This is a genomic window from Hyalangium ruber (assembly GCF_034259325.1).
Classification (GTDB): domain Bacteria; phylum Myxococcota; class Myxococcia; order Myxococcales; family Myxococcaceae; genus Hyalangium_A; species Hyalangium_A rubrum.
In genome coordinates, this window is the sequence record NZ_JAXIVS010000007.1 from 219,174 (window position 1) to 230,934 (window position 11,761).

8 protein-coding genes and 1 tRNA gene are annotated in these 11,761 nt (G+C 70.2%); 2 read left to right on the plus strand and 7 right to left on the minus strand.

Going from position 1 to position 11,761, the window contains the following annotated elements; translation table 11 throughout:
• A complete protein-coding gene (locus tag SYV04_RS21575) occupies positions 1 to 612 on the plus strand; it encodes a polysaccharide biosynthesis/export family protein (protein ID WP_321547740.1) in 612 nt (203 codons plus the stop codon).
• Here SYV04_RS21575 and SYV04_RS21580 read toward each other — a convergent pair.
• The 7 genes from SYV04_RS21580 to SYV04_RS21610 all read right to left on the minus strand — a co-directional run bounded on the left by SYV04_RS21580 (position 609) and on the right by SYV04_RS21610 (position 10,877).
• Positions 609 to 4,592: a serine/threonine-protein kinase gene (locus tag SYV04_RS21580; protein WP_321547741.1), complete on the minus strand. Its 3,984-nt coding sequence runs from the start codon at positions 4,590 to 4,592 to the stop codon at positions 609 to 611. The two genes, SYV04_RS21575 and SYV04_RS21580, sit on opposite strands and share 4 nt — an antisense overlap.
• Positions 4,593 to 4,639: 47 nt before the next feature.
• Entirely contained in the window at positions 4,640 to 5,449 is an 810-nt protein-coding gene (locus SYV04_RS21585; RefSeq protein ID WP_321547742.1) for an inositol monophosphatase family protein, read from the minus strand.
• Positions 5,450 to 5,460: 11 nt separating this feature from the next.
• A complete protein-coding gene (locus SYV04_RS21590; RefSeq protein ID WP_321547743.1) occupies positions 5,461 to 6,027 on the minus strand; it encodes a TlpA family protein disulfide reductase in 567 nt (188 codons plus the stop codon).
• A gap of 9 nt (positions 6,028 to 6,036) precedes the next feature.
• On the minus strand, positions 6,037 to 7,497 hold the full coding sequence (gene mpl, locus SYV04_RS21595; protein WP_321547744.1) for a UDP-N-acetylmuramate:L-alanyl-gamma-D-glutamyl-meso-diaminopimelate ligase: 1,461 nt from the start codon (positions 7,495 to 7,497) through the stop codon (positions 6,037 to 6,039).
• The gene (locus tag SYV04_RS21600; protein ID WP_321547745.1) at positions 7,490 to 8,668 is read right to left on the minus strand and encodes a serine hydrolase domain-containing protein; all 1,179 of its coding nucleotides are present in this window, start codon (positions 8,666 to 8,668) and stop codon (positions 7,490 to 7,492) included. Before SYV04_RS21600 ends, mpl begins: the two co-directional genes overlap by 8 nt.
• Positions 8,665 to 9,576 carry a S66 peptidase family protein gene (locus SYV04_RS21605; protein ID WP_321547746.1) on the minus strand — a complete coding sequence of 304 codons (912 nt, stop codon included), beginning with the start codon at positions 9,574 to 9,576 and terminating at the stop codon, positions 8,665 to 8,667. The genes SYV04_RS21600 and SYV04_RS21605 overlap by 4 nt, the downstream gene beginning before the upstream one ends.
• 71 nt (positions 9,577 to 9,647) lie before the next feature.
• Positions 9,648 to 10,877 carry an RsmB/NOP family class I SAM-dependent RNA methyltransferase gene (locus SYV04_RS21610; protein ID WP_479691446.1) on the minus strand — a complete coding sequence of 410 codons (1,230 nt, stop codon included), beginning with the start codon at positions 10,875 to 10,877 and terminating at the stop codon, positions 9,648 to 9,650.
• Between the two features lie 97 nt (positions 10,878 to 10,974).
• On the opposite strand from SYV04_RS21610, the gene SYV04_RS21615 reads away from it, so the two are divergent.
• A tRNA-Asn gene (locus SYV04_RS21615) sits at positions 10,975 to 11,047 on the plus strand.
• Positions 11,048 to 11,761 lie beyond the last annotated feature (714 nt).

The window sequence follows — 11,761 nt, forward strand, 5'->3', positions numbered from 1 at the left end:
ATGAGAACCCCTCCCGCCCTGCTGCTTGCCCTGCTGATCGCGGCGGCACCCGCGTGCCGCTCGGCCGCGCCGACACCGGACCTGCCCCTGCCCACGGCGGAGGAGGCCCGCTCGGTGCCGGCGACGAGCAACACCCTGGGCCCGGGGGACCTGGTGGAGGTGCGCGTCTTCCAGGAGCCGGACCACTCGGGCATCTGGCGCGTGTCGCCCGAGGGCACGATCGACTACCCGCTGTGCGGCAAGGTGGAGCTGGCGGGCCGCACTTCGAGCACGGCGGCCGACTCGCTGCGCGAGTGCCTGGGGCGCTACGTGCGCAGGCCCCAGGTGTCGGTGCTGATCCGCGAGTACAACTCGAAGAAGATCTTCGTCTTCGGCGAGGTGCAGAAGCCGGGCACGTTCCCGTACGAGGGGGAGATGACGATCATCCAGGCCGTCACCCTGGCGGGCGGCTTCACCAAGCTGGCCGCCAAGAACAGCACCAACGTGACGCGGCTGGTGGAAGGCCAGGAGCGGAAGATCCGCGTGCCGGTGGAGGACATCGGTGTGGGGCGGGAGAAGAACTTCCTGCTCCAGCCCGGCGACATCGTCTTCGTGCCGGAGAGCTTCTTCTAGGCGGAGCAGCCTTCCATGCTCGCGCCCCAGCGCTGACGGGCCAGGTGGAGCACGCGGGCGTTCTCGGGCACGTGGCACAGGAAGCGCTCGCGGGTGGCCGCGTCCGGAAGGTCTCTCGCCCGCTGGTGCAGACACTCCATGGCCAGGCGCAGGGCCTCTTCCGCCGCCTCCTCATCCCTCTGTGCGTGACAGGCCTGGAACAGGGCCAGGCAGAGGCCCACGGAGGCCACGCCCGCTCTGCCCGTCCGCTCCAGGGCGCGCATGCCCTGCTCCGCCTCGCCCCGCGCCTCCAGGGCACGCCCTCGCGCCAGTAGCGCCGTGCTCCGGCAGGTGCGCGCGAGGAGCTGGTAGGTGCTGAGCGCGCTCAACAACTCGCACGCCTCGCGGGCCCACTCCTCGGCGTCGGAGGGCAGGTCCTGCGCGAGGGCCACCCGTGCGAGCGCCAGGGCGGCGAGGCCCCGGTGCATCGGGCTCGTTCGCTGCGTCTCCCGTGCGTGGAGCGCCATGCGCCGGGCCTCCTCGTGGTGGGTGGGCTCGGCGCTCCCGGATAACACCAGGGCCAGGTGGACATGGAGCCAGGTATCGGCCTGATCGAAGTACCTGGCCCTCTCCAGTCCCTCCCTCATCACCTGCACGGCCCTGGACAGCTCGCCCAACGCCGCCAACCCCAGCCCGCATACGGTGCGCGCGACGAACTCCTGCCGCTCCGTGCCGAGCGTGTCGAATGCCTTCATCCCCTCTTCCGACGCGACCTGACACCACCAGGGACGGGCATCGAAGTAGTACGCGAAGGAGCCCTGCCCTGCGTGCCACCATGCGTGGGCGAAGCTGTCAGGCCCTGGGTATTTCCTCGCCATCTGGCCCATGCGCTCCAGGACGCGCAGAGCCTCGTTTCGCTGGCCGGTCCATTGGTACAGGACACAGAAGTGAGCGATCGCCTCGCAGTAGACGGCCACGGCCTCGGGCGCGGGCTCGATGCCCAACAGCTGGTGCCCCAGCGCGACCGCCTCCTGGGTGCGACCGCTCTTGGCGTTCATGATGATGAGGTTGCCCACCACCTGAATCCATGAGGCGCTGCCCTCGGCCAGCTTGGGGAGAACCTCGCGGCCCACCGCGATGGTGCGCTCGAAGTCCTCCGTCCAGAAGGAGATCTCCGCCTCCAGCACCTGGAGCTCAATGAGGGCCTGGTCCGTGGGCTCACAGTCCAGCGCGGCCTTCAGACACTTCAGGGCCCCTTGCATGTCCGTGCGCTGCCGCTCGCAGTTCTGCTTGCAGGCCCGGGTGAAGAACTGGAGCGCCTTCTGCTTCTGTCCACCGAGCTTGTAATGCTCTGCCAGCACCAGGGGCTCGGACTCGCCGGCGGACTCCAGCCACTCACCGGCCCGCTGGTGCCAGCTGAAGCGGAGGCTGTCGGGCACGAGGCTGGCGGCGGCATCGCGCACCAAGGCATGGTGGAAGCGGTACTCGACCTCCGCCGAGAAGCGGCTGCAAGCCTGGGGCTGCACCACCTCCAGCTCCACCAGGCGTTGCAGCGAATGCGCCAGCTCCTCCGAGGAGAAGTCAGGTGCTAGCAGCGCCCCCACCCCTCCCGCCCAGAAGGTGCGCCCGAAGATGCTGGCGGCCTGCACCACGCGCCTCGCCTCCGGCTCCAGGCGCTGCAGGCGCGACTGGAGCATGGCCAGCACCGAGCCGGGAGGTTCCTCGCCCTGCCCTTCCGCCACCCCACGAATCAGCTCTTCCAGGAACAGGGCATTGCCAGCGGCCAGCCCCACCAGGCGTGCCACCACGTCCTCTGGCACCTGGGGCCCGAGCACCTCATGCACCAGCCGGGCGCAGGCCTTCTGACTCAGGCCCCGCAGCGAGACCTCCTGAGCGCTCCGCCCCCACAGCTCCGGGAACAGCTTCTTCACCTCGGGCCGTGCCAGAGCCAGCACCATGAGCGGCTGCTCGGAGAACTCTCGCAGCACCTCCTCCATCAGCTTGATGCTGGGCCCATCGCTCCAGTGCAGATCCTCCAGCATCCACAGCACCGCCCCCTGGGCACACTCGGCCCTGAGCCAGACGACCAGCGCCCGTGTCACCAGGGCGCTCATCAACTGGGGATCCTCCCGGGCCGCGCGCAGCCGGGGGTTGTCCTCCGAGGGGAAGGGAATGGCGCACAGCTCGCCCAGGAACTCGGTGACTTCCTTGTGCAGCGAGGCAGGCAGGTGACGCGTCAGCCGCTGGGCCAGTCTGGCTCGGCGCACCTCCAACGGCTCGCCATCCACCACCTCGCAGAGCCGGCGCACCGCCTGTCCCAGCAGGCCATGGGCCGTGCTGGTGTTCATGGGCTCACCCCGCCCCAGCAGCATGAGCGGTGGCCGGGCGTGGCGCTCCAGGCGCCGCAGCAGCTCATGGCGCAGGCGGGACTTGCCCATCCCCGCCGGAGCGGTGATCAGCAGGACGCGAGAGGCGGAGTCCTCCACGCAGCTGGTGAACGCCAGCTCCAGGAGGGCCAGCTCCTGCTCACGACCGACGCAGGGGGTGGGCCGGCCCAGCAGCGGACGGGACTCATCCGCTTCCAGGTTTTCGCAGCGCAGCAGGAAGCGGCTCGAGGAGGCCCGCTCCATCTGGAACCGCGCGCCCAACAGGCCCGCCGTGGTGTCATCCACCAGCACCGAGGCATCGGAGACCAGGGCGTGGGTCTTCTGGAGGTGGAGCAGCTCGCTGGCCTTGTCGACCGCCTCTCCCGCGGGCAGGAGACGATCGCGCAGGCTCAGGCCGGTGGTGAGCGCCACGAAGCTGTCCGGCCAGCGCTCCCGGACGGACAGCGCGCAGTGCGCGGCCAGGGAGGCCTGATCATTGGCCGAGCCACGCTCCAGGACGAAGGTGGCCACCAGAGAGCCATCGGCCAGCAAGGCGGCCTGTGCACTGTGAAGCTGGAGCTCGTTCAGCAACGCGAGGAGGTGCTGCCGCGCCCGGGCCTCCTCGTCCAGGTTGAGCGTGGGTGACTCCCGGAGGGAGGAGCGAGGCGTGGCCAGCAGCACGCTCACCAGGTGCTGCTCGGGGTGCGGCGGCTCGGGAGGCATCGAGACCGTGGAAGGCTGCGCGGGCAGCGCCGGGCGCGTCACCCGAGGCGGAGGCAACTCGAAGGGAGCCTCCAGGGCCTCCATCGCGCGCAGCAGGTGCCGCGCATCCGCGGGCCGAGGCCTGGGCGCCTTGGACAACATCCGCTCCACCAGGGCTTGGAGCGAGGTGGGCAGCTCCGGCCTCAGGGTGCGCAGCGGCACCGGCTCGGAGAAGAGGATCCGGGCCAGCACGGCGGCCACATGGGGCGCGCGGAACGGAGCCTGGCCCGAGAGGCACTCATAGAGCACACACCCCAGGGAGAAGATGTCGGCGCGAGGGGTGAGCGTGTCGAGGCTCGAGGCCTGCTCGGGCGCCATGTAGCCCGGAGTTCCCATCACCGCGGCGCTGCCCGTGAGCGGCTGGGAGGCGGTGTGGAGGTGCGCGAGGCCGAAGTCCAACAGCACCACATCGTGCGGCTGGCCCGCGCGCAGGAAGAGGTTCGAGGGCTTGATGTCGCGATGGATGATGCCCTGGGCATGCGCGACGGCCAGGGCCTCCGAGGCTCGCCGCAGCAACTGTAGGGACTCGGAGAGGCTCAAGGGCTTGTGGAGCAGCCGCTGGGCGAGGTCCTCTCCCTCCAGCCACTCCATGGCGAGGAAGGGCTGGCCCTCCTCCGTGAGGCCATGGGCCACGTAGGAGACGATGCCTGGATGACGCAGCGAGGCCAACAGCCGTGCCTCGCGAGCGAAGCGGCGGACCGAATCCGCGCTGCCCTGGGCATGGAGCAGCTTGAGCGCCACGGGCTGCCCGGAGAGCTCATCTTGCGCCAGGAAGACAGAGCCCATGCCGCCAAAGCCCGCCGGGCGCTGGAGCATGAATCGATGGGCGACAAGGGAGCCCGGAACAGGCAGCACGGGCAGAACGGGAGGCATTCCCCGTTAACGTACTATGGTTGACAGTCCTCTCAGGAGAGGGTCCCTCAGGACCACCCCAGGTCCTTGAGGAACTCTCCGCACTCCGTGTGAAGCTTGTCCGCCAGCCCTGGCGCGCTTGCCAGCACGTCCCCACGCATCACGTCGAAGGGCGAGCCGTCCATCAGCGTCATCACCCCGCCCGCCTCCATCACCAGCAGCGCGCCCGCGGCAATGTCCCAGGGCTTGAGGCGGAACTCGAAGAAGCCATCGAAGCGGCCCGCCGCCACGTAGGCCAGGTCCAGCGCCGCACTGCCCGTACGGCGGATGCCCTGCGCGCGGCGGATGAAGCGGTTGAAGAGGCCCACCGGCCCCTCGGGACGCTCACGCACATCGTACGGGAAGCCCGTGCAGAGGAGCGCCCGCTCCAGCTGGGTGGTGTCACTCGCCTTGAGCGGCTGGCCGTTGAGCGTGGCCCCCTGCCCGCGCGCCGCGGAGAAGAGCTCGTCCAGCATCGGGTCATACACGGCGCCCGCCAGCACGCCGTCGGGCCCATCCACCGCGATGCTCACGCAGAAGTGCGGCACGCGGTGGGCGTAGTTCGTCGTGCCATCCAGCGGGTCGATGAGCCAGCGCAGGCCCGTGCCCTGGGAGGCGCCGCTCTCCTCCGCGAGGATGGCGTGGCCCGGGTAGCGCTCACGCAGGAACTTCAGCAGCGCCTCCTCGGAGGCCTTGTCCGCGTCGGTGACCAGATCGATGCCGCTGCGCTTGAACTCGATGGTGCGCTCGCCCTGAAAGCGCTCGGCGAGGATGCGGCCGGCCAGCCGAGCGCCCTCCTCCGCGGTGCGGCGCAGCGCCGCGGGCGTCTCCTGCTCCATGGCCCTTCCCCTCACTCCGCGCGTTCGGCGAGGAGCTGTTCGATCTGCGTCTGGTACTTCTGGAGGAACTCCTCCGCGAAGCCCTCGTGGACGAAGCGCACCACGCCCTGACGGTCCACCAGGAAGGTGGTGGGCATCAGCTTCACGCTCAGCGTCTTCTCGGCCACCTGCGCGTTGGCGTCCAGGAGGATGGGGAGGTTCACCTTCGTCTCCTCCAGGAAGGGGGGGATGGCGCGCTCATCCTCGTCCACGTTGAGCGCGTACACCTTGAGGCCCTTCGCGCCGTACTCCTTGGCGAGCTGCTCGTAGATCGGCAGCGCATCCCGACACGGCTCGCACCAGGTGGCCCACACATCCAGCAGCACCACGCTGCCGCGGTCGCTCACCACGCTGTACGGCTCACCGCCCGGGTAGCGCTTGACCTGGAACGTCAGCGGAGCGCCCCATTCGGGCTTCGTCTCCGCGGGAGCCCCCGCCAGGGAGTTGGCCCGCGCGCCCGCAACCAGCGGGGGAAGCGAGCTGTTCTGGGAGCAGCCAACGAAGGCCAGGGAAACCAGAGCGAGGAGGAACGTGCGCATGGCCTCACCCTACCCTGACCGGGCCTGGAGCGCCGTGAGCAGCTTGTCGATGAAGCCCCCGAAGGCGCCGTTGCTCATCACCAGCAGCACGTCGCCGCGCTGGGCCTCGCGCGCCACGCGCTCCACCAGGGAGGGCACATCGGCGGCATGGTCCGCCTGGATGCCCTGGGCCTTCAGCGCCTCGCAGACCTGGGGCACGTTGAGCTCCTCGTTCGCGGGCACCTTGTCGTGGCGCTCAGGCACTTTGAGGCTCGCCCGGTTCGCGCCGGTGAAGGCGTGGGCGTAGTCCTCCTGGTGGATGTTGCGGCGGCTGGTATTGGAGCGCGGCTCGAAGATGGCCCACAGCCGCCGGTCCGGGTAGCGGTGGCGGATGGCGGCGATCGTCTCCCGCACCGCCGTGGGGTGGTGCGCGAAGTCGTCCACCACGAGAATGCCGCCCGGCTCACCGCGCACCTCCTGGCGCCGCTTCACGCCGCTGAACGAGGCCAGCCCCTTGGCGATCTCCTCGAAGGAGAGCCCCAGGCCGCGCGCGGCGGCGATGACGCTCAGCGCGTTCTCCACGTTGTGCGCTCCGGACATCTGCATCCGGGCCGTGCCCAGCACCGTGCCGCGCTCCACCACCTCGAAGCGCGCGCCCTCGGGGCCAAAGGAGACGTTGCGCGGCGTGTAGTCCGCCTGGGCGCCTTCCTTGCCCATGTACGTCACCACCTTGCCCGGGGTGCCGGTGGCGATGCGCACCGCGTTGGGGTACGCCGCGCAGACCACGAGCTGGCCGTCCGGAGGCACCAGCCGCACGAACTTCTCGAAGGTGGCCTCGTAGTGCGGCAGGTCCCGGAAGATGTCCGCGTGGTCGAACTCCACGCTGGTGAGGATGGCGGTGCGCGGCTGGTAGTGGAGGAACTTGGAGCCCTTGTCCCAGTACGAGGTGTCGTACTCATCCCCCTCGACCACGAAGTGCGGCCCTTTGCCCACGCGGTAGTTGCCCGCGTAGTTCTGGGTGACGCCGCCCACCAGGAAGGACGGATCCTTGCCGGCCTCCACCAGCACGTGGGCCATGAGCGAGGAGGTGGTCGTCTTGCCGTGGGTGCCGGCCACCACCACCGAGTGCGCGCGCTTGAGGAACAGCGAGCCCAGCGCCGCCGGGAAGCTCATCTGCGGCACGCGGCGGGTGCGCACCTCGGTGGCCTCGGGGTTCACCCGGCGGATGACGTTGCCGATGATGACGAGGTCCGCCTTCGCCGCGTCCAGATTCTCGGGACGGTAAGGGGTGAGCACGGGAATGCCCCACGTCTTGAGCATGTCGCTCATGGGTGGGTAGACGTTCTCGTCGCTGCCCGTCACCTCGTAGCCGGCGGCCTTGAGCATGCCGGCGAAGGAGCCCATGCCGGTGCCTCCCACACCCACGAGGTGGATGCGGCGCGCGGCGCCGGGCTCGATGGTCTCCAGGACGTTTCCGTTGTCGTCAGCCATGGTTCCCTTGGTTCGGTTCGTCGAGCTGCTCGAGGCCGAGCGCACCGACGACGAGATCGTGAAAGACGGGCCGGAACTCGCGGATGCGCGTCTCCTTGCGGCCGTGGGCCACGCGGTTGGTGACGAGCGCCACCACGAGCGCGCGGCGCAGGTCCACCCAGAGGCTGGTGCCGGTGAAGCCCAGGTGCCCCACGGCGCCCGGCGCGGCGTTGCCAATGAAGTGGCCGGCGCTGGAGCCCTCCAGCGAGGGCGAGTCGAAGCCCATGGAACGCGTGCTGCCCGACACGAGCGGATCCGTGGCGAGCAGTCGGTGCCACAAGGGCGCCGGGGCGAGGCTGGGGTTGCCGGCGCACCCGTCCAGAATGGCCTGCCCGAAGCGGGCCACGTCCACGGCGGTGCCGAACAGCCCCGCGTGCCCGCTCACGCCGTCCATCACCCAAGCGTTGTCATCATCCACCTCGCCGGGAGGGCTGGAGCGCGTGGGCAGCTCGCCCCACATGCCCTCCTGGCCCGGCGCGGGCTCGCGGGGACGCGTGGGGCCGGTGGGAGCGGCCTTGCCGTCCGTGAGCAGCTCGGAGAGGCGGTGGAAGCGCGCGCCGAGGCCCAGCGGCTCGGCGACGTGCTGCTGGAAGAGCACGTCCAGGGGCGCGCCGGCCACGCGGGAGATGATCTCCCCCAGGAGGATGAAGCCCACGTCGCTGTACGCGGTGCGGGTGCGCGGAGGCGCGGCGAGCGAAGTGCTCGCGGCGGCCTGGACCACCTCCTCGCGCACCCGGGCGCGGGTGGCCTGAGGGCAGGTGGGCTCGAGCAGCTCCGGGTGGGCGGTGAGCGCCTGGGAGAAGAAGGGGACGAAGGGCGGCAGGCCCGAGCGGTGGTAGAGCAGGTCCGCGACGGTGGCTCCCGCGTCCGCCACGGGCGAGCCGGGGAAGAAGCGGGCCACTGCCGTGTCGGGGCCGAGCTTGCCGGCCCCCCACAGGCGCAGGAAGAGCGCGGTGGTGCTGAGCACCTTGGTAACGGAGGCCAGGTCGAAGCGCGTGTCGCCGGTGGTGGCGCCGGCCACGCCGCCGAACACCTGGGCGCCGCGGTGGAGCACCACCGCCTGGGCGGAGGGGAAGAGTCCCTCGTTGACGCCCTCTTCGAGGAGAGCCTGGAGACTGCCGATGGGGTTCATGCGCGCACGGCTCCTTCCAGGAAGGTGAGGCGCGCCTCGCCCGCGTCCAGTCGGACGGTGGTCCCCAGCGGGACGGGCTGGTTCACGGCGCCATGGCCGATGGGGAATCCCGCGGCGCAGGGTACCCCGGCCTCCTGCGCCAGCGAGCGCAGCACATCAGCGGAGTTGTAGGCGGCGTTCTTCTCGTCGCAGTCGGTGAAGTCCCCGAGGACGATGCCGCTCACGCGCTCGAAGACACCCGCGAGCCGCAAGTGGGTCCACATGCGGTCCACGCGGTAGGGGCGCTCGCCGATGTCCTCCAGGAGGAGCACGGCGCCATCGAGCGAGGGCAGATAGGGGGTGCCCAGCAGGCTGGCGAAGAGCGAGAGGTTGCCGCCGATGAGGGGGCCCTCGGCGGTGCCGGGGACGTAGGTGGCGGTGCCGGTGAGCGGGGGCGCGGGCTCGGGGGACTCGAGGAGGCGGAAGAGGCGCTCGTGGACGTCGGAGGACTGCCTGCCGAGCTGGGTCAACACAGGGCCGTGGATGGAGACGCGGCCGAGCGCCTGAAGGGCGAGGTGAACGGCGGTGATGTCCGAGAAGCCGACGAGGACGGAGGGAGCGGCGTCGGCGAGCGGCAACTCCGGGAGCAGCCGCATGGTGCCGTAGCCACCCCGGGCACAGAAGAGGGCACGGGCCTGGAAGTCCATGAGCGCGCCGGAGAACTCGTCCTGGCGGCGCTCGTCATCGCCGGCGAGGTAGCGATGGGACTCGAAGAGGTCGGGGCGGTGTACGGGGGTATACCGCTGGCGGATGATGGCCAGACCTGCCTCGAAGCCGGGCCTGTCGAAGGGGCCGGCGGGGGCGATGACGTGGACAGTGTCCTGAGGACGGAGCGGGAGCGGCTTCTGCCAGCGCACGGGGGCCTTCATAGCACCCGGAGCGCGAGGGGCACGGGACTTCGGAGGGACCCGGCGGGCAATCGTCCAAAACCCCCCTCCCCCTACCCCGAGCGTTCGAGCACCGCCGCGAAGAACCCATCGGTGCCCTGCCGGTGGGGGGAGCAGAGGAGAAACCCGTCCTGGATGCACTCCGGGCGGAGCCACCCCGGCCCCGGAGGCGCGAGCTGGTAGTCCGGCCGCAGGCGGAGGAAGTGGGCGACGAGGTCCTGGTTCTCGGCGTGGTTGACCGTACAGGTCGCGTAGACGAGACGCCCGCCTGGACGTACCAGGTCTCCTGCCCGGGCGAGCAGCTCGCGCTGGACGGGGACGAACTCCTCCAGAACGGAGGGGGTCTTCAGGAAGCGCAGGTCGGGTCCACGGCGAAGGGAGCCCAGCTCGGAGCACGGCGCATCCACGAGCACCCGGTCCACGCGCAGGTCCGCCGGAGGGGCGCGGAGCACCTGGACATTCGAGAGCCCGGCGCGGGAGCAGCGCCGCATGAGGCGGTCGAGCCGCTCGGCGTCCGGGTCATAGGCCAGGAGCCGGCCCTGGTTCTCCATGGCGGCGCCGAGCTGGAGCGTCTTGCCGCCCGCCCCCGCACAGAGGTCCAGCACGGTCTCACCGGGCCGGGCCTCCACCAGCAGACCCAGGAGCTGGCTCCCCTCGTCCTGGACCTCCAGGAGTCCCTCCTGCAAGGCCCCGAGCCCATAGAGGTTGGGCCGAGCGCCCTCCACCCGGAGCGCCAGGAGACTCCAGAGGCCAGGGCGCGTCTCCACCCCCTCGGCGCGCAGCCGCTCGGCGAGGGCCTCACGAGAGGTGCGCAGGGTGTTTACCCGGAGCGAGATGGGGCCCGGGACATTGAGGTGGGCACAAAAGTCGTCCGCCTCGGCCCCCCACTCGCGGGCGAAGTGGTCGGCGAGCCAGTCCGGAAGGGAGGCGCGGAGGGCCAGCGAGGGGGGCTCTCCGGGGGACAGCCTGGGCGGAACCGCCACTCCGGCCAGCCGGGAGGCCTCGTCCGAGGGCACTCCCGCGAGCCCATGTAGGAGTGCATGGAGGAGCAACGGGGCCGGGGCGTCGAGCTGGCCCAGGAGGAAGCCGAGGCGTCGCCGCCAGAGGCCGACATTGAAGACGGCCTCCTTAAGGGCCTGGCGCTGCTCCCGGGAGAGGGCGCGATGCTCCCGGAGGGTGCGGTCCAGGACGCGTTCGGCGGGGGTCCCCGCCAAGACCCGGGCGATGGCGTCGGCGGCGAGAGGAGCCAATCCCGAGAGGGCTTCCCAGGGCTGGACACGCAAGCGGGCAAGCGGATCAAATCGATCTGTTGACAGGTGCGGCTCCGTTCTCTAGAAAGCTCCCCGTCGCGGCGCTCACAAAGCACAGCGACGGACATATTCCCCGATAGCTCAGCTGGTAGAGCGGGTGACTGTTAATCACCATGTCCGTGGTTCGAGTCCACGTCGGGGAGCAAGACTCCTAAAGAATTTGGGGTCCTGGACAACAACAACAGTCCAGGGCCCTTTTCTTTTGCCCTTCCCTGCCCGTGGGCAAAATTTGGGCACCCCATGGGTCTTCCCAGTAGAGGTGCTCATGGGGAAGGACGCGTCCAGCGCGGCGGGTACTCGGTACGAGGAGACGTGGGCCGGAGGGTACGTCCCCGCAGCGATGGACCGGCTCCTGCCCACCATCTGCAGCCGCTGCCAACCTGGCGCACTGCTCGGGCAGCCCTCGTCAGCGGCCCTCCCTCGGCCCCTCCCGCTCCGGTCCGCCACCTCTCAACAGGCCTTCAATCCTTCCTGTGCCCTTGGGGGTTCTTCTCCGCTATCGTGCTCCAGCAGCCTAGCACGGCCCGCCCCCAGCGCCCTATATGCCTGCGCGGGCGGGCTCGGGTACTCGGAGCCCTGCGCAAGGCCGGCGACGCGCAGCGGGCAGCCCAGAGCGGTGCGAAACCTGGCTGGAGTCCAGGCTCCGAAGTCGCTCCGCTCGGAATTTGGTGGTACGGGAGGCCCAGACTCGTAACGGGTCGCCTGCCCTGTCCTGGACTGCTTGCGTCGATGCCTTCCGTCGAGTTCCCGCCCTTGAGTGAACCCGCTGCCGTTGAGCCTTTCCAGCTTCCGTTGATGCCCCCCACGGCAAGCCCTGGTTTCACTGGCGCACCTCAGGAAGAGTACGGCGTCGAAGG

Excerpts from the sequence above, each read along its gene's own strand:
- SYV04_RS21575 (WP_321547740.1), top strand. The coding sequence starts at position 1 with ATGAGAACCCCTCCCGCCCTGCTGCTTGCCCTGCTGATCGCGGCGGCA.
- SYV04_RS21580 (WP_321547741.1), bottom strand. The coding sequence starts at position 4,592 with ATGCCTCCCGTTCTGCCCGTGCTGCCTGTTCCGGGCTCCCTTGTCGCC.
- SYV04_RS21585 (WP_321547742.1), bottom strand. The coding sequence starts at position 5,449 with ATGGAGCAGGAGACGCCCGCGGCGCTGCGCCGCACCGCGGAGGAGGGC.
- SYV04_RS21590 (WP_321547743.1), bottom strand. The coding sequence starts at position 6,027 with ATGCGCACGTTCCTCCTCGCTCTGGTTTCCCTGGCCTTCGTTGGCTGC.
- mpl (WP_321547744.1), bottom strand. The coding sequence starts at position 7,497 with ATGGCTGACGACAACGGAAACGTCCTGGAGACCATCGAGCCCGGCGCC.
- SYV04_RS21600 (WP_321547745.1), bottom strand. The coding sequence starts at position 8,668 with ATGAACCCCATCGGCAGTCTCCAGGCTCTCCTCGAAGAGGGCGTCAAC.
- SYV04_RS21605 (WP_321547746.1), bottom strand. The coding sequence starts at position 9,576 with ATGAAGGCCCCCGTGCGCTGGCAGAAGCCGCTCCCGCTCCGTCCTCAG.